This is a genomic window from Acinetobacter sp. AR_0276, from assembly GCF_003000705.1.
Classification (GTDB): Bacteria; Pseudomonadota; Gammaproteobacteria; order Pseudomonadales; family Moraxellaceae; genus Acinetobacter; species Acinetobacter nosocomialis.
In genome coordinates, this window is sequence record NZ_PSQO01000004.1 from 3,698,512 (window position 1) to 3,724,414 (window position 25,903).

The following is a 25,903-nucleotide window of genomic DNA, read 5'->3' on the forward strand; positions in this document are numbered from 1 at the left end:
ACGCGTTTAATATTTAAACTTTACAGCAACCGTATAGTTGGCTGAGGGTCCATAAAAGCCTTGACCATTAGGGAAACTATACAAATATTTCTTATCGAAAATATTATTTCCATTGGCTTGGAGCGTAATGTGGTCATTCACTTCATAGCTCGCCATTAAATTTACTAAGGCATAAGCATCTTGCTTGATGGTGCTGTTTGCTGTCGAGTCGTATAGCTTCACGGCATCTTGCCATTGTAGCCCTGCGCCAACTTTCAGCTTAGGTAAAACTGATGGTGTATAGGTAGTCAGCAAATTAAGGGTTTGGTTTGGATTATACGTTCTCGCTTCGCCACCATTTTTTATATCTTTAATACTAAATTGAGCATAGCCAAAAGCAAGATTGACGTTATCAGTGATTTGACCAGATAACCCGACTTCGACACCTTGTGATTCTAAATCACTGGTTGGCACTTTTCGATTAAGTGGATTTCCGTCCGAGTTACGTAGTGGGTAATTGTTTTGTTCGGTTTTGAATACTGAAAGCGTCCCAGTTAAACGGTCATCTAGCCATGAGCTTTTTACACCCATTTCATAGCTTTTACCTTCAATTGGTTTTAAAGCTTGATTGGTATCTTGATCAATACCAGTTTGTGGACGGAAAATTGAGGTATAGCTCATATAACCTGTATATTCAGGTGTAAAGTTATAAGTTAAGCCCGCATACGGTGAAACTTTACTTTCACTATATTCCATAGGCGAACCATAGCTTTCGCCTTTACTCTCGGCTTTCACATAGTTTGCGCCAAGCAACAGTTTTAAATCTTCGTTGAGATGTAAGCGGGTAGCAGCATAAATTGAATCTATATTTTGCGTATAGTTCGCTGCTTCAGAGAAATCTGACCACGTTATAGATTGAGGTGTCCAACTTGCCCAGTTTGTGGTGGTCGAATTGATAACATTACTATCGTTAATTGTTCCCGTAGATTGTTTATCATGTTGACGACTACGTACATAGTTATAACCTAACGTTGCTTCATGCTCTTGGTTAAAGAGTTTATAAGTTCCCTCAAGATTAAAATCTACAGCATGTTGTTCTTGATGCTCTTGGCCACCCCATGGTGTCAAAGACACTCCTGAACCATCAGCTTTTGGGTAACCATAATAGTAAAGGAGGCGACTGTTATGCTTACTATCAAGATAGTTATAAGTCAGCTTAGCTGCCCATTGATCATTAATTTTCTGTTTTAATTCAACAAAAGCATTCTGTGTTTCATTATCCCAATGTGCCCAGTCAGGGTTTGGGTTATAGGAGCGATCATAAGAAATTTGTTTGCCGTTGGCATCAAGCAAGGGTAGAGCACCCCAGTTGTTTGCATTCGGTTTATTTTTTTCTTGGCTATAACCTAGGGTAAGTAATGTTGTATCTGTTAAATCAGCTTCAACAATACCAGCGAAACCATTTTTTTCTGAAGAATATCGGTCAAGGTATGAGTCACCAGTTTGCTCATAGCCCATAATGCGACCACGGACTTTTCCACTTGGTAGAATTGAGCCAGATACGTCAGCCTCATAACGCTGAGTATCCCAAGACCCGTAACTTATACCGCCGCTTGCTTGAAATTCTTGGGTTGGGCGTTTTCGAATATTATTGATGGTTGCACTTGGGTCACCAAATGCATTCGTTAAAGAGTCAGCACCTTTAACGACTTCTACACGATCATAAAAATAAGTATCAGGATTAGTATTGTTATAGTTATAACCTGAGAGGGGAAAACCTACGCCGTCAGTTAAAATATTTGAAATTTCAAAACCACGAGCCATATAAGTAGTTCGCTCGGTTTCCTGATTGGTTACTGTGACCCCAGGTGTATTGTTTAGAACATCTCGGGTGCTAGTAAGCCCAAAATCTTCAATTTGTTGACGAGTAACGACATTAATAGTTTGAGGCGTTTCTTTAGCCTCAATGTTAAGTTTAGTTGCACTGCTAGAGTTCTTAACATTATAGGCTTTGGTTTGTTCAGAAGACTGCTCTGTACTTGTAGCTTTAACTTGAATCGTCTGCAAAGCTTGTATATCTGCATCTTGAGCATAAGTGAGATTTGCATAACAAATCGCGCAGGCGATTACAGAAAGTTTAAATGGTCGAGGTGGGATGGTCATAATAGTAAAGATAATGTAAATAATTCTCATTTATTTTATTGTTTGTAAATGTAAGCTACAATTCAAATCGCATTGTTAATTTTGATTAAAAGATAGTGCATGAGTGTAATTTTAGATTGTGGTGTGCTTCTGCTGGCTTTAGCCATATATATTTACCAAGTTCAAGATTAATAAGCCTCTATGCTAGAATGCATTATTTCAAATTTTTGGGTAAATCGCCTTGGCAAATCGAAAACTTAAAATAGGCATTGTAGTTGGGGAAGTTTCTGGAGATACACTGGGTGTGAAACTTATGCGTAGTTTCCGTGAACAAGGAATCGATGCTGAGTTTGAAGGAATCGGTGGACCCCAAATGATTGCTGAGGGTTTTAACAGTTATTATCCAATGGAAACTTTATCTGTAATGGGGATTGTTGAGGTATTAAAAGATTTAAAAAAACTATTTGCCGTGCGAGATGGTTTAATTAACCAATGGACTCAGCAACCGGTTGATATTTTTATTGGTATTGATGCACCCGATTTTAACCTCAGACTTTCTAAAAGTATTAAAGAAAAGAGTCTTCCAATAAAAACAGTTCAATACGTGAGTCCATCTGTTTGGGCGTGGCGCCAAGGGCGTGTACATGGCATTAAACAGAGTATAGATTTAGTACTTTGTTTATTTCCGTTTGAAAAAGTCTTTTATGAGCGCTATGAAGTTCCAGCGGCCTTTGTAGGTCATCCGCTAGCAAAACAATTACCACTCGAAAATCCAATTCAAATTGCTAAACAGCAATTGGGTCTTAATGAAAATCAGAAGTATATTGCTTTATTACCAGGTAGCCGAAAAGGTGAAGTAGAGCGACTTCTTCCTATGTTACTGGGTGCTGCTAATATTTTGCATACCAAATATCCAGATATCCAATTCTTGATTCCGGCCATTAATGATGCCCGTAAGCAACAGATTGAGCAGGGTGTTCAACAACTAGCACCTCATTTAAAGGCTTGCATTAATATTTTAGAAAATACAGATAGCGAATCGAAAATTGGCCGTATGGTCATGAATGCAAGTGATATTATTGCTTTAGCTTCTGGGACTGCGACATTAGAAGCAATGTTAATGCATAGACCGATGGTCACTTTCTATAAATTGCATTGGCTGACCTATATAATTGCTAAGCTTTTGGTCAAAATTCCTTATTATTCTTTACCGAATATTATTGCGGGTAAAAAAGTTATTGAAGAGCTGATTCAGGCAGATGCTACGCCAGAAAATTTAGCAGCTGAAATAGAAAAACTAATGAATGTTGAAACGGCGCAAATTCAAGTAATGCAACATTTAACCATGCATAAACAACTTATTTCTGGAAATACGGAAGATCCTGTTCAGGCTATTTTGAAATGTCTGAATAGCTAACCTTTAGGATTTTGATTGGCTAATTGCTTTTAATCCTGCTAATGAAAATTTTTTGAAATGTTCAATTAAATCATGCAATGGCATCTGAGCAATATTTTTAAGAGGCTCAGGTGCTTGAGTATTTGGTCCAGCAATAATGAGCATCATACAAGGTGTCATCACGCTTAAAATACATGGTAAAACCGCTGGATCATTTTCCTCTAAACCTGCAACTTGACTAATTAACTTACGAATAAGAAAAAATTTTCTCATACCTGTAAGTTCAATAAAACTTAATAAATGCTCAGAAGGTGAAAACAGTTCACGAATAAAAACTTTGCCATGCCAGACATCTTTTTCTGTCAATTTATGCAGTAAAGTTTCAAGTAGTAAACTCAATTTTTCTTCAGGAGAGTAAGTGCTTTCGACAAGTTCTAATAAATATTTTTCATCTAGATAGTGGGCATGTGCTTCCACCAAAACTGCTTGATATAAACCATCTCGACCATCAAAGTGATAGTTAATTGCAGCTAAATCGACATTAGCAGCGTTAGCAATTGTTTTGTTCGCTGTTTTTGCAAAACCATACTGGGCAATTAATGGTCCTGCTGCCTCAATAATTTTAGTCTTTGTTAAGTCACCATCACTTCGTCTAGATCTGGACATGTTTAAACCTAATTTTCATTCACCATAAAAGTATATCTTTTATTCAAAGATTGGAGTAATTTAAATTTAAATTGAATTTAAACCAAGAAAATTTGAATTTAATAAAGGATAATAAGATGAATAAAAAAGTGATTGCCATAGTCCTAGTTATTATAGCTCTGGTTGTCATCGGTTTTTGGGTGTGGGGATATAAGACAAAAAATCAAGAAGATAGTAATTTGACTCTATATGGAAACGTGGATATCCGCCAAGTTTCACTTGCATTTGAACAGCCGGGCCGTATTGAAAAACTCTTAGTTCAAGAGGGTGATAAAGTTAAAGCCGGTCAAGTATTAGCAACTCTGAATACTAATGCATTACAAATTCAGGCAAAGCAAGCCCAAGCACAACTCAAAGCTCAACAAGAAGCTATCGTTAAACAACAAGTCGGAGCTCGGCCAGAAGAAATTAGTCAAGCAAGAGCACAACTCGCTTCTGCTCAAGCTGATTTAGATAAAGCCAGTAAAAACTTGCAAAGGTTACAAATATTGGTGATTAGTACGGATGGTCGGGCAATTAGCCAACAAGAACTCGACTATGCCAAAAGTAATCAACATAGTGCTGAAGCAGCGGTCCGTGAAAGACAAGCTAATTTAGAATTGGTCATTAAAGGCGCTAGACAAGAGGATCGAGAAGCAACCAAAGCACAATATGACGCAACCAAAGCGAATTTAGATCTAATCAACTATAACCTTACTCAAGCTGTACTAAAGTCTCCTGTAAATGCAGTGGTGAGAGCGCGACTACAAGAAGTTGGAGATATGACCACTGCGCAAAAGGCAGTTTATACATTGGCCTTGACCGATCCAAAATGGGTTCGTTTATATGCAAATGAAAAAGATTTGAGTTCCATTCATATGGGTGGTACGGCACAGGTCATTCGAGATGCTGATCCGAATCAACCTATCAATGGAAAAATTGGCTATATATCTTCTGTGGCTGAGTTCACGCCTAAAACTGTACAGACTGATGAGATAAGAACAACTCTAGTTTATGAAGTTCGAGTTTACGTAAATGACCCGAATGATCAATTGAAAATGGGTCAACCAGTGACTGTAAAAGTACCACTTGTTTCAGGTGAGAAAGCTCATGACTGATAATAATGTAGTGGTTCAAGCCCATCATTTATCGATGATTTTTAAAGGTGAAAATAAAAAGTTAGCAGATACTAAGGCAATTGATGATTTGGATATGCAAATCAATAAAGGAGAACTTACTGCTTTAGTTGGCCCAGATGGCGCAGGAAAAACAACTTTATTAAGATTAGTTGCTGGACTATATAAAGCTACTTCAGGTTCTCTGAATGTGCTTGGGTTTGATATCGATAAAAATCCTCAAGCTGTGCAAGACCGTATTAGTTATATGCCACAACGTTTCGGTCTGTATGAAGACTTAAGTGTACAAGAAAATTTAAATTTATATGCCGATTTACATGGCGTTCCCAAAGATGTACGCAGTCAAAGATTTAAACGGTTATTAGAAATAACGGATCTTACTCAATTCATTCAACGCCCAGCGGGGAAACTTTCTGGTGGAATGAAACAAAAGCTAGGACTGGCATGTACGTTAGTTCGTTCCCCAGAATTACTATTGCTTGATGAGCCTAGTGTTGGAGTAGATCCTTTATCAAGAAGAGATTTATGGACTATTATTGAACAGCTTGTTCAAGAAGAAAATTTAAGCGTTATTATAAGTACTGCTTATATGGATGAAGCAGAAAAGTGTGACTATGTATATATCATGTATGAGGGCAAAATTTTAAAGCAAGGCTCACCTGAGCAATTAAAAGAAATAGCACATGGACAAACATGGAAAGTAAAACTTTCAGAGCAAATTAAGGCACGGACTTTACAAGCCCAATTGCTTGGAAATTCTGTTGACATTATTGATGCTGTTCCAAAGGGTGAACAGGTAAACTTTATCAGTCGCCAAAAAGAATTATCAACAGATATTTTACTTCAGGGGCTAGTCGCTCATAGGCGATCAGCTGAACTTGAAGATACGTTTATGATGTTGTTGCAGCAGACTCAAAAGCAACGAAAACTAGTATCTGTTCCTGAGCAGAATTTTCAATTAGAACAAAACAATAATTTGAAATCACAACAACCCGTCATTGTTGTTAAAGATCTAGTCAGAAACTTTGGCGATTTTACTGCCGTTGCCAATACATCATTTGATGTAAAGCGAGGCGAAATATTTGGATTACTTGGCCCAAATGGTGCGGGTAAAACCACAACATTTCGGATGTTATGTGGATTGTTACCAGCAAGTAGTGGCTATCTAGAAGTTGCTGGTAAAAACTTACGCACAGCTCGTGCTGAGGCACGGGGCAAAGTGGGGTATGTCTCTCAGAAATTTGCACTGTATAGCAATTTAACTGTTTTAGAAAATTTGAAGTTTTTTGGTGGGGCCTATGGTCTAACAGGCAAAAAACTAAATCAACAAATTGATAATGCATTAGAGCAATACGATTTAAAACCTCATATTAAAAGTGGTGATTTACCCGGTGGTTATAAACAACGACTATCTATGGCTGCAGCACTGTTGCATGAACCAGAAATTTTATTTTTAGATGAACCTACGAGCGGGATAGATCCTCTTACACGGCGTTCATTTTGGTACAGCATTGGCGAGCTAGCAAATCAGGGAATTACCATCATTATTACGACTCATTTTATGGAGGAGGCGGAATATTGTGACCGCATCGCCATACAAGATGCTGGAAAATTATTGGCCTTAGGCTCACCCCAACAAGTACGCGATTTAGCCAGTCGAGATAAGTATATTGGTGATATGAATGAGGCTTTTATAGCAATTGTAGAGCAAGCCCGTGCTTTAAGGCATGCTGTTTAGGAGGTCTACAATGAGCTTTGGATTTTGGAATCGATTGACAGCGTTAGTAAGGAAAGAAACTAAGCAGCTCATTCGTGACAAAAGCAGCCTCGGGATTGGTCTGGTTTTGCCTGTTATTTTAATTTTATTGTTTGGTTATGGACTTTCCTTTGACTTAAATCAGGCACGAGTTGGTGTCGTAGTTGATCAGTCCTCACCACAGATTAATCAGATTTTAGCGGGTTTAAAGGGTTCGCGATATTTAGCAAGTCAAGAGTTTCCTAGTTTACCTAAAGCAGAACAGGCCATTCGAGATGGAGAAATTGATGCCATTTTGCACTTTCCTTCAGATTTTACGAGTCAGACACAACAAGGTAATGCAAAGGCTCAACTACTATTAAATGGTACATCCACCACCATAGCAACAGCTTTGGAAGGCTATATTACAGGGGCTTTGACTACCGCGCCGTCTATACAAGTTGACCGTGGGCAAATATTAGCAACGTCAAGCGCCGTTAATATTGAACAACGAATATGGTTTAACGAATCTGCTAATAGTACTTGGTTTTTAGTCCCTGGCTTAATGGTATTAATTTTAACTTTAATCGGTGCATTTTTAACTGGTTTACTTATTGCTCGTGAAAGGGAGCGGGGAACACTAGAGGCCTTATTTGTCACACCTGTAAGACCATTTGAAATTGTATTAGCAAAGCTCATTCCTTATGTTGTTGTCGGCATGATTGATATCGTAATCTGTATTATTGCTGCCTATTTTATTTTTGAAGTACCCATGCGCGGTTCATTATTCTCAGTTTTATCGGCTTCATTTCTCTATTTAGTTGTTTCTTTATTACTTGGTTTAACCATATCGGGTTTTGCTCAAAGTCAGTTTCAGGCAAGTCAAATTGCTTTATTGGCAAGTTTTATGCCCGCACAGATGCTTTCAGGATTTGTTTTCGATACACGTAACTTACCTTTAGTGGTGCAAATTATTAGCCAGTTACTGCCAGCTACACATTTTATGATTTTAATTAAAACCTTATTTATGGGAGGTGATGACTGGAAGTTATGGCTTAAAGAATGCGGTTTTTTACTGGGATATATTATTGTTTTGATATGTGCCGTGAACTTTTCACTAAAAAAACGGTTGAGATAAAGTTATGTGGCAAAAATTAATCACGTGGCTGAAGCATTTAAGTTTTTTAGTCAAAAAAGAATTCTTAACTATTTTTAGTGACCCTGCAAATAGAGTCATTCTATTTGTACCAGCACTGATGCAAGCACTTTTGTTTGGTTACGCTGCAACTTATGATGTTAACCGTGTGGATTATGCAATTCTAGATCAGAGCAATGGCCAAGTCTCACATGAACTCATCTCAAAATTAGATGGCTCTGGTATTTTTAAGCGTGTTGCAACACTTCATTATACCGAACAAATCAAACAGGTGATTGATAGCCGTCAGGTATTGCTTGTAATCACGATTCCGTCAGACTTCGAGAGTAAATTAAATAATAACCAAAACTCTCCTATACAGGTGATTGTTGACGGCAGGAATTCATCAACCGCAGTCGTAGCAGGTTCATATCTAAACAAAATAGTTGGACAGTTTAATCAGCAAAAATTTAATTCAGCTTTACCTATTAGCCTTGAAACAAGAACATGGTATAACCCAAATCAAGAGTCTCGATGGAGCTTAATGCCTTCATTAATTGCGGCATTAAGTATGATGCAGACACTACTTTTATCTGCTTTGTCAGTCGCACGTGAACGTGAGCAGGGAACATTTGATCAGTTATTAGTAACACCGTATACGCCATTACAAATTATGATTGGTAAAGCTTTGCCGCCAATTTTTGTAGGACTGATGCAGTCAACTATTATTTTATTGATTATTTTGTTCTGGTTTAAAATTCCCATGAATGGCTCTATTGGGCTGCTTTATTTTGGGTTATTGAGTTTTAACGTGGCTATAGTTGGAGTGGGCTTATCAATTTCTGCATTATCATTAAATATGCAACAAGCCATGCTATTTACGTTTCTACTAATTATGCCTTTGATGTTGCTTTCAGGCTTACTGACACCTGTAGAAAATATGCCAAAAGCACTTGAAATAGCAACTTACGCAAATCCTTTAAGGTTTGGAATTAATTTGGTACAACGGGTGTATTTGGAAGGAGCAAACTTTACACAAGTTCAATTTAATTTTATTCCAATGATTATACTTGGACTGATCACTTTACCTTTAGCAGCTTGGCTATTTAGGAATAGATTATCTTAATCGTATTAATGAAAAGCCCCATTTTAGGGGCTTTTTAAATTTACTTATGCACGTACGATCAGTTCGTAACCCGTATATTTACGAATGTTGATAACACCAATATCAAAAATTAAATATTGGCCTTTGATACCTTGTAATAAACCACGAATTTTTGGTGTTTTATCTAAGTTTAGAGACTTAATTTTTTCAGGATATTGTTCAACAGGATAAACAAACTCACGCGGTAACTCATTTTCTAGTAATTCAACTGTCTCGTTAAATTCAAGATTTTGGCTAAACTCTTCACGTATAGTTTGAATTTTAGGTGCAAACTCTTCAATTAATTGATCACGTTGTTCAACCATATTTAGAGGTTCAGCTTCACCCTTAAGAAGTTTACGCCAGTCAGTTTTATCAGCAATTAGGGAACTAAACATGGTTTCAAGTTGACCAGATAAACGACGTGATCCAACTTTTAAAATAGGTAAAGCCTGAGTTGCTCCCTGATCTAGCCAGCGACCTGGCATATGGCTAACACGGGTAATTCCTACTTTTAAAGCACTTGAATTTGCCAAATACACAATATGTGGTTGGAAGCATACACTGTGGGCAAAGTCATCTTCACGACATGTACCTAAATGATAGTGACATGTTTCAGGTTTCATAATGCAAAGATCACACTCAGCTTTCGTTTTAAAACATTTAAAACAGTGACCTTGAGAATAGGACTTCGGTGTTTTGGCGCCACAAGATGTGCAATAAATATTACCTGTCCATTCGATTTCTAGTTCTTGTCCTAAATTAAAAGGAAGATCAATTTCTGAACGGTCTAATACAAATTTGTATTCAACATTTGCCTTGGTTGTCTGTTGATCAGTTACACTAGCATCTTTTAGGCCTGCATGCATTTTATGGCAAATGCCTTGTAGTTCCATAAAGTTTAAACTCACATCTTTCAATTAAGGGTTGCAGTTATGGCTGAACAAAATGTCATCACTTCTATGCTAGACGATTTATCAAACGAACAGCCCATTCATACTGCACTTTGTATTGGCCAGAAAATTGACCAGAATAACGCAATTCAATGGCACTATTTTACCGTAACTGAGCTTTTAAGTCTGCCTTTTACTCAGCGTTATGATTTAGGTTTTGTATTGTTTGATACAGATGAAATGCAAAGCGTTAGCGATGTACATAAATCACAATTATTAGTGAAGTTAAGAGATTTATTAGCAAAACGAATTGTTGTGGTAAGCAAACGCAGTGATGAACAGCTATTACGTTCTTTGGGGTTCACGCAACTCATCGATAAAACTTCACATGATAGTGATTTCGCTTTATGGCAATTTAATATCTTGACCTATAAACATGTTCCAGACTGGTTTAATTCAAAATTTTGGGCAAACCCGGAAAATTGGAATAAATTCCGCTGGTAAAAGGCTATTTAATCTCTTTCAAAATTTAACAATTTCGCTTTTGCTGTCTTAACAAAAAAACGCGTATGCTCCTGTATAAACCATACATAAGAGTTACTCATGACAAATTTAAGCAACATTGTAGAAGTTTTGGCTCAGCAAGCTTTAGGCGGGAACCAGCAAGCATCAAACCAAGGTGGTTTAGGTGGAATTTTAGGTTCTGTATTGGGACAAATGGGTGGTAATACTTCTTCTGGTACTCAAGGTGGTCTAGGTGGAGTATTAGGTTCGGTATTAGGCCAAGTGACTGGAAATAACAATACACCTCAAGCTGGTGGCGGTGTACAAAGTTTATTAATTGCTGTAGTACCTTTAATCTTAGGCTGGGTTCAACAACAAGGTGGTTTACAGGCTGCTTTAGAAAAGTTAAAAGGTGCAGGTTTAGGTAGTCAAGTTCAAAGTTGGGTTGATCCAAATCAAAGTAATAGTGAAGTTCCAACTCAGCAACTGCAAAGCTTATTTAACCCTGCAGATGTTGAACAAGTTGCCCAACAGACTCAAGCGCCAAAAGAGCAAGTTTACGGGGCGATCGCGTCTGTGTTACCTCAGGTTATTGATTCTTTAACACCACAGGGTGAAAGTACAGATCATCAAGAAGCGAATCAAGACATTCAAAACGTGATGAATCTTGTGAGCAGTTTCTTAAAATAAGATTGAGATTAAAAAAAGCCGATATAAAAATTATCGGCTTTTTTGTTGGTACAATAAAATAAAAGGGCATAAGCCCTTTTATTTTATGCAAGATGGTTAATAACTTAGAAGTTATATTCCATACCAGCACCTACAACAGTACGTTTATCGTCTTGAGCAAGCCAGTCACGTTTTTGTTGAGCAACAATACCGTAGAAACGTGCTTGTTTATTGATTTTGTAGTCTAAGCCTACGCCGTATTGATCAATTTTACGATCTTGCTGACCATCTACAGAAGCTTTAGAGGATTGGTATTGTCCTTTTACAACAAAAGGTGTTTCACCAATTTTGTAAGTTATAGCACCAACCCATGCATCTTCTTGTAAGCCTTTATATTTAGTCAACTCATCAGTTGGTTCAGCATGTTGCCATAAACCACCCAACACAAGACCAGTTGCACCAAGCTTGCTAAAATCGTAAGAGCCAGTTACACGGTAAGCATCAGAGAAAATATTGCTAAGGCCATAGGCATTGTATTTACCTTGTACGCTGTAGTTAGCAGCAGCAGCCAATGCTAAACCAATGTCTTTATTTTCGTAGCCGAGAGAGCCTGAAACTGAGTCACCAAAACCATTACGTTTGTCATCGTTACCAGATGCGCCTGGAGTTGGATCAGCAGGCGTTTCACCTTGTTGGAACATTACGTTGAATGTTACACCAGCAAGAAGTTTAGGATCAGATTCAAAACCAATAACGTTATTTAGACGTTCTTCACCATACATTGTGTTGGTAATATCTAAAATAGTGTGGTCGTTATAGATGTCTTGGTAGTTACCAGCGGCATTTTTGAAGTAAGAGTCAAATTTACCAACTTTCAATGTACCAACATTATTTGATTTGATACCGATATAACGGTTACGTTGACCAAGATCTGTACCATCACCATCAGCATTAATTTGCCATTCGGCTAAATAAACTGCTGACAAGTTATCAGTCAATTTCTCTTCGCCTTTTACCCCAATACGAGACGCGTTAGAGTTAACTTCGGTAACGTCACTTTTACCATCGAAATTTTTGTTGTCAACTTGGTCAATGGTAACATTGAGTTTACCGTACAAAGTTGGCGCTGCTTGCACCGCGTTTACGCTTAGAGTTGCAACTGCGGCAGCGAGAAGCAATTTCTTCATTGAGATTTCTCCAAAAGGTATTTTTAAATGGCGTATGCCTAGCTAACTTTTATTTTGTAGTTGGCTTATGTACAAAAAGTTACAGAAGCTCACCAACTTGCTAAGAAGTATCTGTAAACTTTGTGACAGTGGAGTGAAGAAGAAATGACAGTTTTATGACAAATAAGAATTAGAAATACTTTATTTTATTTTGATTTTATTACACTTTTTAAATAAAAAAAGCGGAGCCTAAGCTCCGCTTTTAACTCTTTAAATCAAAGAGCTGCTTTAATTTTTTCGGCTAAGGCCTTGATTTTATCTTGATCTCCTAATTGCGCAGCATGTTTACCAAGCTGGTGAACATTTGTTGGAATTAGGTGAAAGTGAACGTGAGGCACAGTTTGTCCAGCAGCGGCCCCAGATAATTGCATGAGAACAATACCATCTAGGTTTAGTGCTGTTTCCATTGCTTTCGCAATCTTTTGCACAATCTGGATGGTGTAAGCTGCTGCCTCAGGGGGTAAATCAAGTAAAGTTACTGCAGGAGTTTTTGGAATAACTAATGCATGACCATCGGCTTGGGGCATAATATCCATAAAAGCTAGAACTTGATCATCTTCATAGAGTTTTATCGCTGGAAGTTCACCACGTAAAATTTTTGCGAAGATATTTTGATCATCATATGCCATGAATTATTCCTTTAAGTACTATTTACACTTCAATTCTTTTTGACGTTCTTTAATTGCGTCTAGACGTTGCTGCTCTTTATCAGAGAATTTTGGCTTAGTCGTATGACAGTTTTCATTACCATATTTTTCTTTAGCATCTTGGTCTTTAAAGCAAAAGCCTTTTGATGCATAAATCAAATTGTAATCATCTTGCAATTTTTGACATTCTTGCTCAGGTGTTGCAGCTTGAGCACTGAAGCCGGCAAGAGATACCATTCCAGTGAATACTGCAACCAATAATTTATTCATGAGCTTTTCCTCAGTTAAGGTATGAACCTGTACTCAATATAAGGTTTATTCCCAATATTTCAATGACTATTAATTACTCAAGTGTTATTAAAAATCATGTTTTATCTTATAATACAAAAAAGCTTTACATATCAATATCTTTTTTAAAATTTAAATTAAATCAATTGGTTATATTTTATTTTAGATTAAATAATAAAAATATATACATAATAAATATTTAAAACGATTATTAAAATTTCATAGTGATGAATTAAATACGCTATATGAGTAACATCGGTTCTTGTTTATGTAATCAAGAAAATTTCTATATTTCTTAATTGAAAACTATTTATTACTGTCATTGCAGTTTATGGCGAAAACAAACGGGTACGGGAGCGAATGCGGGACTTTGGTCGAAGAAAGCTTTTTGTATAAAGTCAAAACATGAATGGGGAGGTTAGCGAACGCTCATGAAAGTTTTGTCCATTTACCTGTTCTTGAAGAGTTCTTAAAATACTTTGAATAACAGCCTTTAGTTTTTATATCTTTAATACTTATTAAGTGTTCTTTACATAAATGCTGTGTGTTCACTGTTGAATATATCTGTCATTTAATTAAGCATGAAGTGATATAACTTAAAAAGGATGAATCACATGATAGATGAAGAAAAGCCTTTAAATTTTGAAGATGATGACGAGCCTCTTGATTTTGAAGATGAAGAATTCACAGATGATAAAAAAGAGGATGAAATGTATAACTCGATCACTAAGGATGGATCTAGTGTTGATCCTGCTGATGATGGCACACGACATATTCGTCCAGAAGATGGTGATCCGATAGAACTTGATGAATAAGTGCATCAGTTTAAAAAAGATTAGTCTTTTTAATCTTTAAGTATAAGGGTAATATCCGAGCGCTGTCACAAACAGCAAAAAAGTCCTGAATGATCAGCGCAAAAAATCAAAAGGGTAAAGCCTGCTTACAAAGCGGGCTTTTTTATTTTTATAAAATTTTAGAGGACTAAACTTGATCTATGGGTGCTGTAAAAGCTTATTATTTTAAAAAATATTTAGATATCTTTGATGAATGACTAATCAATGCTCCTATTGTTTGTAATGAACATTTAAAAGAAGCACAAACGTAAATAATAAAAATAAAAAAAGTAGAAAGATCATGAGTTGAAACATATCGTTAAATTATTTAGGTATTTTACACAATTTAACATTTTATGCAAATTAGTTTACATTTCATTAAGTTTTGTTAAAGCTTTGATTGAGACTTAATCGTTTTGAAAATGTGACAATTGATAGATAATTTGTTAGATTGTTTGATTTTTATTATAACAGGTGAGCCAGATGAAGAAATTTTTATTTGTCCTTATTGCTGGATTTGGGCTAGAAGGTTGTGCGTCACTGACGGAAAAAGCTGATGAAAATTATATTACCAAGTCTCCCATTACGCCGGTTAATACTGCATTTAATGGGACAAAAGTACTTGAGCATGGAATTTTTACTGAGCAGGATATTGCTGATATGCCTGAGCATTCAAATATCAATTCACGTTACAAAATATCATTTTAAGTCACTACTTAAAAATAAAATTGAATAGTTAGGCTAAACAATCGAGTAAATTAGCTGAAATATAAAGTTTACTAAGATTGTATTTAATAATGACTATTCAATATAAACTATCAGCTTGGTAGTTTTTAAAAAGATAAAATGTTAAATTTTAATCATTGAAAAAATTGGTTTTATAAATGAAAAATATCATTATTTTAACTTCAATATTGTTATTAACTGGGTGTGCTATTAACTCTAAATCATTATCGCCAGTGAAAAGCGGTGATGATAAAACTATTGTAGAGGCTGAAAAATATAAGCAACAATATCAAAAAAAGATATTTAAAATTTGGGATGTCCCACCATCTTCTATAGGTATGAGCGCTAGCGTTAAAGTGTTTTTAAGTGATAGTGGTGAGATTGAGCAAATTATTTTTCTAGATAAAGAAGATCCAAAGTTCAAATCAAGTATTGAAAAGGCAATATGGCGTGCAAGTCCATTTGTTTTGCCTTCTAATCCTGAGGTAAGAAAACAGGTAAGAAAGTTCAACATCAAGTTTGTGGCAAAGTAAATTTTAAAAACACAAATTTGACTTTTTATTTATAGAAAACCACTAATTGGTGGTTTTCTATATTTGGGATGTAAAATTATAAACAAGATAACTATTAACCAATCTCACTTTAATTACTGTATCCTCATATTCTTTAAAAGATAAATTTATAACTTTATTTTATTAATTATTTAAAAACTAATCATTATTTTTTATCCACTTTTTCTTTTATGGTTAATTCATCAAAGAAGAGGAATGAGCCATGTTGAATCAACATGAGATAAATTTAAAACAGTATCAAAATAAATCTTTAAGTTATTTGAACAGCACAGCTCACTCTGAAGGGATTGAGTTTGATAAGTTTATTAAAGAGATTGAGAAATATTCAAATGCTGTCGTTTTAGATTTAGGTTGTGGTGGTGGCCATGTGGCTTATAACGTTGCTAATCATGCCGATTTAGTTTTTGCTTACGACTTATCTCATGAAATGCTTGATACTGTCTCAAAAGCTGCCAATGATCGAAAAATAAAAAATATTTTTGTACAACAAGGTATAGCCGAAGATATGCCGTTTACTGATGAACAGTTTGATGTAGTGATTAGCCGCTATTCTGCCCATCACTGGCAACATGTACCAACGGCGATGAAAGAAATAAATCGTGTTTTAAAACCTAATGGTACCGTTATTTTTGTTGATATTATCAGCTCAAGTTTTCCCATTTTAGATACGTTTTTACAGACTATAGAGGTTATTCGAGATCCAAGTCATGTAAGAAACTATAGTATTAAAGAATGGGTTTACTTTATAGAAGATGCTGGTTTTGAGTTAACTACCTTAGATAAACAGTCACTCATGCTAGATTTTGATAGCTGGGTGCAGCGTATGAAAACTCCTGAAGACCAAATAAAAACACTTAAGTATCTACAAGAGAATGCATCAGATGTGGTCAAAAAATATTTTTATATTCAAAAAGACGGGAGTTTTGAAAGCAAAGTAGGATACTTCGTATTTAAAAAAATATCTTTCTAGTCTGCTTTTAGGGTCAATGTTTAAAACATTACAAATCTTCAAAACTAATCAAAATCTTATTTATATTTTAAAACTAAGTATAAAAAAGCCCTTTATATAAGGGCTTTTTCCTTTTTAAAGCTCAAATTTTTGTTGAACGTTCACTTAGCCATGCTTCTAACTTTGGCCAAAACTCTTGAGAACTTGCTTGACTGGAAATTAGTCCCAAATGACCACCTGGAATAAGAGTAAATGTAACATCTTGGCTACTGGTTAAATGGCTTAATGGTTGAGCTGCATCCGCCGTAACCAATTGATCGCTACGACCTGCACCAACCAAGAGAGAACACTCGATATTTTTTAACTCAATTTTTTTATCTTTTAATAAAATAGAACCTTGCTTCAACGGATTTTGTAGCCAAACATTGAATAACATGTCCTGATTAATCCCTCCTGGATAATCAATCATATTATTTAAGAAACTACTTAAAGTGGCATGTTCTTGTACAAACTGAAGGTCATCAAGGTTTTTCAGTAATTGAACATGGCCATCGAGCCAACCTTTAGGGTCAAGAATTTTAAATCCTAGAGAATTTAAAATACCAGGTGTATGAATCAAACGCTTCGGTAAACCTGAGTAGATACGTTCCTGTAGCTTCTTATTGCGAGCAATAGTGTTATTTATAGTTCGGTAGAGTTTTCCAATATAACCAGAAGCATAACTATCAATTGGGCTACCTAATACTATAAGGTTTTTGACATAATTTGGTTGATTATGTGCTGTATATAAAGTAACGAATATACCTGCCATACTCCATCCGTGTAGAGAAATTTGGTCACTGCCTGAATGGGTGCGAACAAGTTCTATAGCTTTAGGAATAAAATCTTCTATAAATGATAAAAAGTTAAGATGTCTATCTTTAAAGCCCAAACGTCCCCAATCGACTAGATATACGTCAAAACCTGCATTTTGAAAATATTTTACAAGCGAACGATAAGGATATAAATCATAGATCGCCATATTAATTGCTAGCGGAGCAACAAATACTAATGGTTCTTTAAAACGCTTCTGGGTAGCCGCATAGTAACGAACACGGGTTTGATTGAATTCACCAATTACTTCAAACGGAGTGCTTTGTGACAATACTAATGTTTGAGGACGAAATAGTCGGGTAGAGAGGTGCTTGATTTGACTTTGTTCTGGGACAAGGGACTTTAAGCGTTTCATCTTGTTTTACCAACTATACTAAAGATTGATTGAAGTCTAAGCGAAAATTTTCAGGTTTACCTTGACCTTAAATACCTTAGACACTCAAAATGATGATAGTTTTTTAGTACATGACCAGTAAAGGCGCACATTTAATGAACCAGTCTGATGATTTAGAATACCAACTTGATACTTTAGCCATTCGTACCGGACATACTCGTAGTTTTGAAGGTGAGCATGGCGAACCAATTTTTTTGACTTCATCTTTTGTATATGAAAACGCTGCTGAAGCAGCTGCAAAATTTTCTGGTCAAGTTCAAGGAAATATCTATTCTCGTTTTACCAATCCGACTGTATCAATGTTTGAAAAACGCCTAGCAGCTTTAGACGGGGCTGAGCGAGCGGTTGCAACAAGTTCTGGAATGGGCGCAATTTTGTCAGTTGCAATGGCATATTTAAAAGCGGGTGATCATGTTATTTGCTCAAGAGCAGTATTTGGTTCAGTCGTTGCCTTGTTTGAAAAATATATTGCCAAGTTTGGTGTAGATATTACATTTGTTGATTTATGTGATTTGGATGCATGGAAAAATGCAGTACGTCCAGAAACTAAACTTTTATTTGTTGAGTCACCATCGAATCCATTAGCTGAGATTGCGGATATTCAAGCACTTGCAGATATTGCCCATGCGCATGGTGCCTTACTTGCAGTTGATAATAGTTTTTGTACGCCGGTTTTACAGCAACCATTAAAATTTGGGGCAGACCTTGTAATTTACTCGGCAACTAAATATTTAGATGGGCAAGGGCGCGCATTAGGCGGTGCTGTTGTCGGGAATCATCAGTTGTTAGAAGAAGTTTTTGGTGTCGTCCGTACACTTGGGCCATCAATGAGCCCGTTTAATGCATGGGTTTTCTTAAAAGGTCTAGAAACTTTACGCTTACGTATGAAAGCACACTGTGAGAGTGCTCAAATTCTTGCAGAATGGTTATCTACTCATGAAAAAATAGAAAAAGTTTACTACGCAGGCCTTTCAGCTCATGAAGGACATGAACTTGCTGCAAAACAGCAAAAAGGTTTTGGAGGAATTGTTTCTTTTGTAGTTAAAGGTGAGCGTGAAGGTGCTTGGAAAGTAATTGATAACACCAAATTTATTTCTATTACCGGTAATTTAGGTGATGTGAAATCAACGATTACCCATCCTGCGACCACAACGCACGGCAAACTTTCTGCTGAAGCAAAACAAGCAGCAGGTATTCAAGAAGGTCTAATCCGTGTTTCGGTTGGTTTAGAAGATATTAACGATATTATTGGTGATATCTCACGTGGATTAGATTTAATCTAATTAATTTATATATTTAAGACTAAGCCACACTTATTTTAGTGTGGCTTTTTATTTATAGCGTTGTTACTTACATACGGCTTTGTTGCACAAACCTATCTCTAAAGGCTTATTCCACAATATAATTTTGAGATGAATAAGCCTACACCTAAAATCTACCGTACAACCAATTGGCCCACATACAACCGAGCTCTCATTAATCGTGGGAATATTGCCATTTGGTTTGATCCCAAAACACAATGGTATGCTCAACCAAAAAGCCAACATGGTCGAAATCAAACTTATTCCGATACAGCCATCCAATGCTGCTTAATGATTAAATCCATATTTCGTCTTTCTCTACGCATGGTCACTGGCTTTGTACAAAGCCTGATTAAACTTTGCGGATTAGATTGGACAGCGCCAGACTATACGACGCTTTGCAGAAGACAAAAACATATTGATATTGCGATTAGCTACCAAAAAAGTAGCAATGGTCTACATCTACTCGTAGATTCAACTGGTTTAAAGTTTTTGGGCGAAGGTGAATGGAAACGGAAGAAACATCAGCCTGAATATCGTCGACAATGGCGTAAGCTTCACATTGGTATAGATGCTGAAACGCTGCAAATACGTGCAGTTCAGCTCACAACGAACAATATCAGTGATTCACAGGTGCTCGGTGATTTACTTGGTCAAATACCACTTGATGAGCGAGTAGATTCTGTCTATACCGATGGAGCCTATGACACTAAATGCTGCAGACGAGTGATCTCAGATCGTCAAGCATATGCGGTGATTCCGCCAAGAAAAAATGCGAAACCGTGGAAAGATACAAAAGTTCATTCGCAAGAGAGAAATGAATTACTAAAAACAGTTAAGCGTCTAGGAAGAGCCCTTTGGAAAAAGTGGTCTGGTTATCATCGGCGAAGTTTGGTCGAAACCAAGATGCATTGCATCAAATTATTAGGCGATAAACTCTACTCAAGGAATTTTGACAGCCAAGTGAATGAGATCCATGCACGTGTAGCCGTATTAAATAAATTTACAGAATTAGGCAGACCTCATACCCAAGTTGTAACCTAAATTTTAGCAACTTAGGAAAACTTTACCTTCAAAGGCTTTATGCAACAAAGCCCTTACATACAACGAATGAAATAAAAAGACTACATTTTGTTATAAATGACTCTAAAATCACAACGTATAAAAGTTCTAAATTTAATAAAAATAACAAAGTGAGTTTTTAACCATGCTTAAACCTATAATTATATTAGTCGCTATAGGGGCAATTGGTTTGGTTGGATACAGAGTATTTGCCCAAAAGGACGAACCGACTCAGATTAGCGAAACTGTATTGTTAATTAATGATGCGAACAAATCAGTTGAAGATGCAGATCATTCCATAGAAAAGGCAAATGCCTCTTTTCAAAAAATGCCTTTAAATGAATACAAACCGGACAATAAAAACCTTCAAGCTTCACAATAGTTTCACTTAAATTTTAGAACTGGCTCTAAGCGTAAAAAGTTTTACACAGAAAGCTTTAAACTCATGAGTTAGCGAAAATAGTTTCATAGATAGCAATAGAAAACATTAATTTATTGTGTCAGAATTACAGATTAATTTTGATTTAAACGTAATGACCTCAATGATCTTTGTGATGAGTTGAGTGACTAAAAGAGTTTAAGTTCTGAAGTGTTATGTGACTATCAATTATATTTGATAGAGATACGGAGTTAGGTTTATGAATATCAATATGCTCATGCAGCAAGCGCAGCGCATGCAAAAAGATATGGAATCAAATATAAAAAAGGCCAAAGAAGAGCTTGCTCAAACTGAAGTAAACGCTGAAGCGGGTGGTGGTTTGGTTAAAGTAACCATGACTGGTCGTTATATCGTAAAACGTATCGAAATTAATCCAGAATTACTTCAAGATGAACCAGATATGATTGAAGACTTAATCGCAGCTGCGGTGAATGATGCTGTGCGTCAAGCCGAAGTAGTTTCTGAAGAAAAAATGCAAAAAGCTAACTCTGGTATGGGTTTACCTCCTGGTTTAGCGGGCATGTTCTAAGGAAATTCAGTGTTTAGTGATAGATTTGAACAACTCGTTCAAGCTTTACGTATTTTGCCTAGCGTTGGACCGAAGTCGGCTCAACGTATGGCTTTACATCTTTTGATGAAAAATCGTGAAGGTGCATTTGCTTTAGCGCATGCTCTACATGAAGCATCAAGTTATATTCATGAATGTAGTGTTTGCCACTCTTTAACTGAGCACGAAATTTGTGATATTTGCGCTTCAACAGAAAGAGATGATCAACTGCTATGTGTGGTTGAATCTCCGGCAGATGTGATGGCAATTGAACAAAGTGGTAGTTTCCGTGGTAAATACCATGTATTGGGTGGGCATCTTTCTCCATTAGATGGGATTGGGCCAGAGGAAATAGGTATTCCTTACCTAATTCAACGCTTAAGCCAAGGCACTATCGAAGAAGTCATTTTGGCGACTAACGCCACTGTAGAAGGTCAGGCGACAGCGCACTATTTGGTTGAAGCGACGAAACATTTACCTATTCACATGACACGTATTGCTCAAGGTGTACCTCAAGGGGGTGAGCTTGAATATGTTGATAGTCATACATTAAGTCAAGCGGTGCATAACCGTATGCGTATGAAATAAGTACTTCGGTGCTTATTTCAAAGATTTTTTTAAAATATAAGTTTTATTATTAAAAAAATCTTTTTAAAAGACAAAAATATATTTTTAAAAATGACTTAATGAATATATAAATTAAAAAAGCTGTTTGTAAAAAATAAATTTTTATAAGGATCTTAAATTGAAAGATTTAAAATAATGATCAAAAAATTATCTCTTTTTTGGAAAATTGTTCAAAAATAGATTATTCATCATGGATTCAGTAGCATTTTTCTATTGCTATGTTATATATACCAGAGTTTAAAGCACTCTTTGCAGTTACTTGAGAAAGCATGTTTCAGTTTATCCAACAGCAAACCGAATTGGTTGATGTCCTTCAACAAATGGATCAATGTTCAACATACGGACTTGATACAGAATTTATTAAGGTTGATACCCTTTGGCCTAAACTTGGAGTATGTCAAGTCAATGTCAACGGAAATGTATATTTGCTGGATGGCGTGTCGCTAGACTTAAGTGAGTTTTGGAAAAAAATCTTTGTTGCTCAACAAAATATTTTTCACGCGTGTGGTGAAGATATCGATTTAATCTATCACTATGCTGATGAACAAAACCTATTAAATGTTTTTGATACCCAAGTTGGACTTTCCTTTTTAGGACATGGTTTACAAGTAAGCTATCAAGGTGCTTTAAAGCTTTGTTTAGAGATTGACATTGAAAAAGACCAAACTCGATCTGACTGGTTAGCAAGACCTTTGTCTCCTCAACAGTTATGCTACGCAGCAAATGATGTTTTATACCTTATGCAGTTGGCTAACCATATTAAGGACCAGCTTAAGCAAAAAGGTCTTTATGAGTGTGTTCTTGAAGACTGCCGCAGTTTAACCAAAGAAATTATTAGTGAAACACCAACGTCATTACTCTATACAGATGTAGGCAACTATCGACATTCACGCCGTCAATTAATGCAATTGCAAAATTTAAGTGAATGGCGTGAACATATAGTTAAAGCAACCAATCAACCACGTAGTTTTATCCTTAGAAATTCTACAATGATTGATTTGGTTGAAAAAAATCCACGTAATAATTTCCAGTTATCACAGGTAAGAGATATACGTCCGAATGTTGTTCGTGAATATGGCAAAATTATTCTGGATCTTTTGAAGGATTTACCAGTAGAAGGGCAATGGCCAGCTAAAATTGCTAAACCTTTTAAAATTACATCAAAAGAAACTTTAGATAAAATGGATGCATTAATTGCAAACGCAATAGAGCAGACTTCCATTCCGAAAGAAGTTTTACTTCGTAAGAAATGGTTAAATGCAATTCATCAACATGTACTTTCTAAAGGTGATGAACAAGACTTACCTGACTATTTGTTAGGTTGGCGCTATGAATTACTCACTAAACCTCTTATTGAGCTATTTACAGAAGAGAAAGCAAGTCTCTTATTTTAAATTTAAATAGGTGTTTTTAGTTTAAATACGCTTTGTATTTAGAAAATATTTTATTTGATTAATATTTATTCAACTTCTTGTATTTAATCTTGCTTTAAAAATAAGCCTTTTTATAAGGCTATCTTTATAAACTTAAATTTTTGTTTAGTTATACTTTATATCTTTAGGTTGTTTTGAACTTTAAATACTATAAATATGAGTTCATCTTAATTTTATATGATTATGCTGAATTAAATTAACTTTATGCGTGAGAAAAATTCAATTGCGTATATATATAGGTCTGTATATTCTTAGCAACAAGAAAAACAATTTCAAAATAAACAATATATAACTATAAGTTTGTTTCGGTGCAGAAATATAGAGGCCTTCTCGGGGAGAGGAGGCCTCTAATTTTATATATAAATTCTTAAAAAGTTTTTAAAATCAATAATAAGTTAATATTGAGATTAATTTTTTATGCTATAAATGAAAGTTACTAATAACTAGAGAGATAAACATGGCTAATAATTTTAATGCTGAACAGGCAAGAAAAAATGCTAAAGATGTCAAAATAGATCAAGCAATATTGTTGGAAAAAATCTTAACTGGAACTGAGGAAATCTCGAAAGAAGGTAAACGTCGAGCAGTGTTTCAATTTCCAATAGATGCTTTGCACCCTGAACATATTACGCAAGTAGAGGAAGAGCTAAAGACACGAGGTTTCAACGTTTCAACCAATATTGATCAGTCTGGTACAACCGTCAATATTGAAGTCAGTTTCTAAGCTTTAATCTATTCAAACGCCCATAGATTAGGGCGTTTCTTATAATTTTTTACAATCTAAATTTATAAAAATCAATATATTGTTTGACAGGTTTATGCTTCTTCTGTAGCTTTACTTTTTGAGTGGAATATGGATATGAACTTCCAAACAATACTTTCATCTTTCAAAAATCAATCGACTGGTACAGATGCATTTAAAAACTTAAAAAATGCGTGTGAGCAGTATCTTAAGCAATCTTCAAATTTCAATGAAAAAGCCGCAGCTTATCTTATTTATGGGTTTGCTCGTAGTTATGTCATTTTATATGAAGATGAAGCGGTAACTACCGAGTTTGCACAAGCTTCTAAAGAAACATTAATGAATTACATGAATCATTTAAATGAAGCGTTACTTACTGAAAACCACAGCACAATTTTGAGTGCCTTAAATCAGGTGAGTAATGACTATATGCAGGGCTCAAGAGTCTTTTAAAACTTTTGATTAACTTATTGATAAGATACTTCTTTAGTCCTTAACTTAACTAAAGAAGTATCCGGTAATAATTTTAATGTGATTTTTTCTTGCCGCCACCATCTTGTTTATTGACGGTAGACCATGCGATACGTTCAGCTTCTTCTTGAGAATGACCTCTATCTACTTCACTCTCAACAATATGTTTAGCCTGACGCTTTTGTTTTGCTGTGTAAGATGATTTGTCGCCACGAGACATAGTAAAGACCTCCATATTTTCTTTTAAGATCTTTTATTATTGAAACACATCCGAATTTAAAATCGGTTAAATAATGTCTTATCCTGTATACATAAGTTGAATCTTCTTTAATTCTTATTTTAACTTTTATTTAAATTAAATTTATTATTTTCAATGTGTTAAGATAAATTTAATTTATTTGAGAGTAAGTTTATTGTTTTCAAAATGTAATTTTTTCATTTTATAAAAGTTGATAAAAAGCTTTTTTATGTAAAATTAATACGTTAATAGAGGTTGGATAATTTAAAACTTTAGAAAATTAAAAGTTATTTATCGACCTTAATGATTGTTGTGGGTTAATATTTCGCGAGAAAAGAAAAAACGACTGATGCGTAAACAAACCTGCGTGTGTCTGTTGTTTTTTTTCATGTATGCTGTCCTTAGTTCAAGAGTTGATTTGAAATGCACTGTGATATTTATAGATCGAGCAAAAAAGATGAAATGTACATTTATATTGCTCGTCCAAACTATCCTGATGATGCGGAGCAAGCTGATCCGTTTGAAAAAGTTCCAGAAGCTGTTTTACAAGCATTTGGTCGTGCAACGTTTGTCATGCATTTAGAATTGGCTCCAACACGTAAATTAGCGCGTGTAAATGTTTTACATGTTCTAGACTCATTACAAACAAAAGGTTTCTTTATTCAGATGCCGCCAGAAGGGTTAATTAACCCAAATGCAGTTGAACCAGAGGGCTTACGTGGTGCGTGAAGATCAAGCTGGAGTTCTAAATCAATTACTTTCTTCTCTCGATGCAGTTCCTGAGGAGATCATTGCTTTAACAGCTTATGGCGTTGGCGCTATTATTGCTTTGTGGTGTTGGTGGCGTTTAATGCGCCGCCTACCTGCTACTTTTGGCGCAATAAGCTGGTTAGTTGTTTTTGCCATTTTGGTGACACCAACCGTTTCGGAAGGTCCTAATGCATCTGTAGCTCCAGCTATTTTTGGGCTATTGTTTGGTGTGTTAACTAAAGACAGTCCTTTAATCTGGTCAAATTTATCCTTAATTCTGTTTGTAATCGGTCTAGGTTTGCTTATTGGCTATTGTTGGTCAAAATATACAACAAACAAAAGCATGCGTTCCATCTAACCATTGAAAT

The 25,903-nt window shown here is 35.6% G+C and carries 29 protein-coding genes and 1 pseudogene; 22 read left to right on the forward strand and 8 right to left on the reverse strand.

Annotation, left to right across the window (positions count from 1 at the left end; translation table 11 throughout):
- Positions 1-6: 6 nt before the first annotated feature.
- The gene (locus tag CSB87_RS18690) at positions 7-2,142 is read right to left on the reverse strand and encodes a TonB-dependent siderophore receptor (RefSeq protein WP_006581554.1); all 2,136 of its coding nucleotides are present in this window, start codon (positions 2,140-2,142) and stop codon (positions 7-9) included.
- A gap of 220 nt (positions 2,143-2,362) precedes the next feature.
- On the opposite strand from CSB87_RS18690, the gene lpxB reads away from it, so the two are divergent.
- The gene (gene lpxB / locus CSB87_RS18695) at positions 2,363-3,538 is read left to right on the forward strand and encodes a lipid-A-disaccharide synthase (RefSeq protein WP_006581555.1); all 1,176 of its coding nucleotides are present in this window, start codon (positions 2,363-2,365) and stop codon (positions 3,536-3,538) included.
- Between the two features lie 3 nt (positions 3,539-3,541).
- Here the strand turns inward: lpxB and CSB87_RS18700 are convergent, their stop codons facing one another.
- Positions 3,542-4,183, reverse strand: a complete 642-nt coding sequence (locus CSB87_RS18700) for a CerR family C-terminal domain-containing protein (RefSeq protein ID WP_004887381.1) — start codon at positions 4,181-4,183, stop codon at positions 3,542-3,544.
- 116 nt (positions 4,184-4,299) lie between these two features.
- On the opposite strand from CSB87_RS18700, the gene CSB87_RS18705 reads away from it, so the two are divergent.
- From CSB87_RS18705 to CSB87_RS18720, 4 genes are read left to right on the forward strand one after another with little or no spacing between them, the layout of a single operon-like run.
- Positions 4,300-5,319 (forward strand): HlyD family efflux transporter periplasmic adaptor subunit, encoded by a 1,020-nt coding sequence (locus CSB87_RS18705; protein ID WP_004887380.1) that lies wholly within the window; start codon positions 4,300-4,302, stop codon positions 5,317-5,319.
- The gene (locus CSB87_RS18710) at positions 5,312-7,075 is read left to right on the forward strand and encodes an ATP-binding cassette domain-containing protein (RefSeq protein ID WP_004887377.1); all 1,764 of its coding nucleotides are present in this window, start codon (positions 5,312-5,314) and stop codon (positions 7,073-7,075) included. Before CSB87_RS18705 ends, CSB87_RS18710 begins: the two co-directional genes overlap by 8 nt.
- A 10-nt stretch (positions 7,076-7,085) precedes the next feature.
- Positions 7,086-8,210, forward strand: coding sequence for an ABC transporter permease (locus CSB87_RS18715; protein WP_004887376.1), 1,125 nt, complete (start codon positions 7,086-7,088; stop codon positions 8,208-8,210).
- A 4-nt stretch (positions 8,211-8,214) separates the two neighbouring features.
- Positions 8,215-9,333 carry an ABC transporter permease gene (locus CSB87_RS18720; protein WP_004887375.1) on the forward strand — a complete coding sequence of 373 codons (1,119 nt, stop codon included), beginning with the start codon at positions 8,215-8,217 and terminating at the stop codon, positions 9,331-9,333.
- Between the two features lie 44 nt (positions 9,334-9,377).
- On the opposite strand, the gene CSB87_RS18725 is transcribed toward CSB87_RS18720, so the two are convergent.
- Complete coding sequence (locus CSB87_RS18725; RefSeq protein ID WP_004887374.1) at positions 9,378-10,247, reverse strand: DUF2797 domain-containing protein; 870 nt, start codon at positions 10,245-10,247, stop codon at positions 9,378-9,380.
- A 39-nt stretch (positions 10,248-10,286) separates the two neighbouring features.
- Between CSB87_RS18725 and CSB87_RS18730 the strand changes: the two genes are divergently transcribed.
- Both CSB87_RS18730 and CSB87_RS18735 read left to right on the forward strand, forming a co-directional pair.
- Positions 10,287-10,748: a DUF6231 family protein gene (locus tag CSB87_RS18730; RefSeq protein ID WP_002049924.1), complete on the forward strand. Its 462-nt coding sequence runs from the start codon at positions 10,287-10,289 to the stop codon at positions 10,746-10,748.
- Between the two features lie 99 nt (positions 10,749-10,847).
- Entirely contained in the window at positions 10,848-11,438 is a 591-nt protein-coding gene (locus tag CSB87_RS18735; RefSeq protein WP_004887373.1) for a YidB family protein, read from the forward strand.
- A 104-nt stretch (positions 11,439-11,542) separates the two neighbouring features.
- Here CSB87_RS18735 and CSB87_RS18740 read toward each other — a convergent pair whose 3' ends face one another.
- The 3 genes from CSB87_RS18740 to CSB87_RS18750 all read right to left on the reverse strand — a co-directional run bounded on the left by CSB87_RS18740 (position 11,543) and on the right by CSB87_RS18750 (position 13,560).
- Positions 11,543-12,604, reverse strand: coding sequence for a porin (locus CSB87_RS18740; protein ID WP_004701846.1), 1,062 nt, complete (start codon positions 12,602-12,604; stop codon positions 11,543-11,545).
- Between the two features lie 254 nt (positions 12,605-12,858).
- Complete coding sequence (locus CSB87_RS18745) at positions 12,859-13,272, reverse strand: HIT family protein (RefSeq protein WP_000312749.1); 414 nt, start codon at positions 13,270-13,272, stop codon at positions 12,859-12,861.
- Positions 13,273-13,290: 18 nt separating this feature from the next.
- On the reverse strand, positions 13,291-13,560 hold the full coding sequence (locus CSB87_RS18750) for a YARHG domain-containing protein (protein ID WP_004701840.1): 270 nt from the start codon (positions 13,558-13,560) through the stop codon (positions 13,291-13,293).
- Positions 13,561-13,877: 317 nt separating this feature from the next.
- Between CSB87_RS18750 and CSB87_RS20205 the strand changes: the two are divergent.
- The 5 genes and pseudogenes from CSB87_RS20205 to CSB87_RS18775 all read left to right on the forward strand — a co-directional run bounded on the left by CSB87_RS20205 (position 13,878) and on the right by CSB87_RS18775 (position 16,679).
- A pseudogene (locus CSB87_RS20205) lies at positions 13,878-14,065 on the forward strand (hypothetical protein).
- A gap of 127 nt (positions 14,066-14,192) precedes the next feature.
- Entirely contained in the window at positions 14,193-14,393 is a 201-nt protein-coding gene (locus tag CSB87_RS18760) for a hypothetical protein (RefSeq protein WP_002049802.1), read from the forward strand.
- 501 nt (positions 14,394-14,894) lie between these two features.
- Complete coding sequence (locus CSB87_RS18765) at positions 14,895-15,119, forward strand: hypothetical protein (RefSeq protein WP_004887371.1); 225 nt, start codon at positions 14,895-14,897, stop codon at positions 15,117-15,119.
- A 176-nt stretch (positions 15,120-15,295) separates the two neighbouring features.
- A complete protein-coding gene (locus tag CSB87_RS18770) occupies positions 15,296-15,670 on the forward strand; it encodes a cell envelope integrity protein TolA (protein ID WP_004887370.1) in 375 nt (124 codons plus the stop codon).
- Positions 15,671-15,911: 241 nt separating this feature from the next.
- Positions 15,912-16,679, forward strand: a complete 768-nt coding sequence (locus CSB87_RS18775) for a class I SAM-dependent methyltransferase (RefSeq protein WP_004887368.1) — start codon at positions 15,912-15,914, stop codon at positions 16,677-16,679.
- A gap of 121 nt (positions 16,680-16,800) precedes the next feature.
- Here CSB87_RS18775 and CSB87_RS18780 read toward each other — a convergent pair whose 3' ends face one another.
- A complete protein-coding gene (locus tag CSB87_RS18780; RefSeq protein WP_004887366.1) occupies positions 16,801-17,886 on the reverse strand; it encodes an alpha/beta fold hydrolase in 1,086 nt (361 codons plus the stop codon).
- Between the two features lie 134 nt (positions 17,887-18,020).
- Here CSB87_RS18780 and CSB87_RS18785 point away from each other — a divergent pair, with 134 nt between their 5' ends.
- The 8 genes from CSB87_RS18785 to CSB87_RS18820 all read left to right on the forward strand — a co-directional run bounded on the left by CSB87_RS18785 (position 18,021) and on the right by CSB87_RS18820 (position 24,529).
- Positions 18,021-19,208: an O-succinylhomoserine sulfhydrylase gene (locus tag CSB87_RS18785; RefSeq protein WP_004887364.1), complete on the forward strand. Its 1,188-nt coding sequence runs from the start codon at positions 18,021-18,023 to the stop codon at positions 19,206-19,208.
- Between the two features lie 129 nt (positions 19,209-19,337).
- Positions 19,338-20,270, forward strand: a complete 933-nt coding sequence (locus CSB87_RS18790) for an IS5 family transposase (protein ID WP_001040033.1) — start codon at positions 19,338-19,340, stop codon at positions 20,268-20,270.
- A gap of 163 nt (positions 20,271-20,433) precedes the next feature.
- Positions 20,434-20,670, forward strand: a complete 237-nt coding sequence (locus CSB87_RS18795) for a hypothetical protein (RefSeq protein WP_004887361.1) — start codon at positions 20,434-20,436, stop codon at positions 20,668-20,670.
- A gap of 256 nt (positions 20,671-20,926) precedes the next feature.
- Complete coding sequence (locus CSB87_RS18800; RefSeq protein WP_004887360.1) at positions 20,927-21,256, forward strand: YbaB/EbfC family nucleoid-associated protein; 330 nt, start codon at positions 20,927-20,929, stop codon at positions 21,254-21,256.
- Positions 21,257-21,265: 9 nt separating this feature from the next.
- A complete protein-coding gene (recR, locus tag CSB87_RS18805) occupies positions 21,266-21,862 on the forward strand; it encodes a recombination mediator RecR (RefSeq protein ID WP_000490551.1) in 597 nt (198 codons plus the stop codon).
- A gap of 308 nt (positions 21,863-22,170) precedes the next feature.
- Positions 22,171-23,295, forward strand: coding sequence for a ribonuclease D (locus CSB87_RS18810; protein WP_004887357.1), 1,125 nt, complete (start codon positions 22,171-22,173; stop codon positions 23,293-23,295).
- A gap of 496 nt (positions 23,296-23,791) precedes the next feature.
- Complete coding sequence (locus CSB87_RS18815; protein WP_004887355.1) at positions 23,792-24,058, forward strand: hypothetical protein; 267 nt, start codon at positions 23,792-23,794, stop codon at positions 24,056-24,058.
- A 129-nt stretch (positions 24,059-24,187) separates the two neighbouring features.
- The gene (locus CSB87_RS18820; protein WP_004887353.1) at positions 24,188-24,529 is read left to right on the forward strand and encodes a hypothetical protein; all 342 of its coding nucleotides are present in this window, start codon (positions 24,188-24,190) and stop codon (positions 24,527-24,529) included.
- A 73-nt stretch (positions 24,530-24,602) separates the two neighbouring features.
- Here the strand turns inward: CSB87_RS18820 and CSB87_RS18825 are convergent, their stop codons facing one another.
- Positions 24,603-24,767, reverse strand: a complete 165-nt coding sequence (locus tag CSB87_RS18825; RefSeq protein ID WP_000086293.1) for a hypothetical protein — start codon at positions 24,765-24,767, stop codon at positions 24,603-24,605.
- Between the two features lie 441 nt (positions 24,768-25,208).
- Between CSB87_RS18825 and CSB87_RS18830 the strand changes: the two genes are divergently transcribed.
- Together CSB87_RS18830 and CSB87_RS18835 are read left to right on the forward strand one after the other, a co-directional pair.
- Entirely contained in the window at positions 25,209-25,514 is a 306-nt protein-coding gene (locus CSB87_RS18830; RefSeq protein WP_002049830.1) for a YcgL domain-containing protein, read from the forward strand.
- The gene (locus CSB87_RS18835) at positions 25,507-25,893 is read left to right on the forward strand and encodes a hypothetical protein (RefSeq protein WP_002050047.1); all 387 of its coding nucleotides are present in this window, start codon (positions 25,507-25,509) and stop codon (positions 25,891-25,893) included. Before CSB87_RS18830 ends, CSB87_RS18835 begins: the two co-directional genes overlap by 8 nt.
- Positions 25,894-25,903: the final 10 nt, after the last annotated feature.

Bases quoted from the DNA above. Each gene is read 5' to 3' on its own strand.
- CSB87_RS18730 (WP_002049924.1), top strand. From the start codon at position 10,287: ATGGCTGAACAAAATGTCATCACTTCTATGCTAGACGATTTATCAAAC.
- CSB87_RS18700 (WP_004887381.1), bottom strand. From the start codon at position 4,183: ATGTCCAGATCTAGACGAAGTGATGGTGACTTAACAAAGACTAAAATT.
- CSB87_RS18710 (WP_004887377.1), top strand. From the start codon at position 5,312: ATGACTGATAATAATGTAGTGGTTCAAGCCCATCATTTATCGATGATT.
- CSB87_RS18800 (WP_004887360.1), top strand. From the start codon at position 20,927: ATGAATATCAATATGCTCATGCAGCAAGCGCAGCGCATGCAAAAAGAT.
- CSB87_RS18815 (WP_004887355.1), top strand. From the start codon at position 23,792: ATGGCTAATAATTTTAATGCTGAACAGGCAAGAAAAAATGCTAAAGAT.
- CSB87_RS18740 (WP_004701846.1), bottom strand. From the start codon at position 12,604: ATGAAGAAATTGCTTCTCGCTGCCGCAGTTGCAACTCTAAGCGTAAAC.
- CSB87_RS18735 (WP_004887373.1), top strand. From the start codon at position 10,848: ATGACAAATTTAAGCAACATTGTAGAAGTTTTGGCTCAGCAAGCTTTA.
- CSB87_RS18705 (WP_004887380.1), top strand. From the start codon at position 4,300: ATGAATAAAAAAGTGATTGCCATAGTCCTAGTTATTATAGCTCTGGTT.
- CSB87_RS18765 (WP_004887371.1), top strand. From the start codon at position 14,895: ATGAAGAAATTTTTATTTGTCCTTATTGCTGGATTTGGGCTAGAAGGT.
- CSB87_RS18785 (WP_004887364.1), top strand. From the start codon at position 18,021: ATGAACCAGTCTGATGATTTAGAATACCAACTTGATACTTTAGCCATT.
- CSB87_RS18690 (WP_006581554.1), bottom strand. From the start codon at position 2,142: ATGACCATCCCACCTCGACCATTTAAACTTTCTGTAATCGCCTGCGCG.
- CSB87_RS18780 (WP_004887366.1), bottom strand. From the start codon at position 17,886: ATGAAACGCTTAAAGTCCCTTGTCCCAGAACAAAGTCAAATCAAGCAC.
- CSB87_RS18830 (WP_002049830.1), top strand. From the start codon at position 25,209: ATGCACTGTGATATTTATAGATCGAGCAAAAAAGATGAAATGTACATT.
- CSB87_RS18760 (WP_002049802.1), top strand. From the start codon at position 14,193: ATGATAGATGAAGAAAAGCCTTTAAATTTTGAAGATGATGACGAGCCT.
- CSB87_RS18810 (WP_004887357.1), top strand. From the start codon at position 22,171: ATGTTTCAGTTTATCCAACAGCAAACCGAATTGGTTGATGTCCTTCAA.
- CSB87_RS18745 (WP_000312749.1), bottom strand. From the start codon at position 13,272: ATGGCATATGATGATCAAAATATCTTCGCAAAAATTTTACGTGGTGAA.
- CSB87_RS18795 (WP_004887361.1), top strand. From the start codon at position 20,434: ATGCTTAAACCTATAATTATATTAGTCGCTATAGGGGCAATTGGTTTG.
- CSB87_RS18720 (WP_004887375.1), top strand. From the start codon at position 8,215: ATGTGGCAAAAATTAATCACGTGGCTGAAGCATTTAAGTTTTTTAGTC.
- CSB87_RS18775 (WP_004887368.1), top strand. From the start codon at position 15,912: ATGTTGAATCAACATGAGATAAATTTAAAACAGTATCAAAATAAATCT.
- CSB87_RS18790 (WP_001040033.1), top strand. From the start codon at position 19,338: ATGAATAAGCCTACACCTAAAATCTACCGTACAACCAATTGGCCCACA.
- CSB87_RS18715 (WP_004887376.1), top strand. From the start codon at position 7,086: ATGAGCTTTGGATTTTGGAATCGATTGACAGCGTTAGTAAGGAAAGAA.
- CSB87_RS18820 (WP_004887353.1), top strand. From the start codon at position 24,188: ATGGATATGAACTTCCAAACAATACTTTCATCTTTCAAAAATCAATCG.
- CSB87_RS18770 (WP_004887370.1), top strand. From the start codon at position 15,296: ATGAAAAATATCATTATTTTAACTTCAATATTGTTATTAACTGGGTGT.
- CSB87_RS18750 (WP_004701840.1), bottom strand. From the start codon at position 13,560: ATGAATAAATTATTGGTTGCAGTATTCACTGGAATGGTATCTCTTGCC.
- CSB87_RS18825 (WP_000086293.1), bottom strand. From the start codon at position 24,767: ATGTCTCGTGGCGACAAATCATCTTACACAGCAAAACAAAAGCGTCAG.
- CSB87_RS18725 (WP_004887374.1), bottom strand. From the start codon at position 10,247: ATGGAACTACAAGGCATTTGCCATAAAATGCATGCAGGCCTAAAAGAT.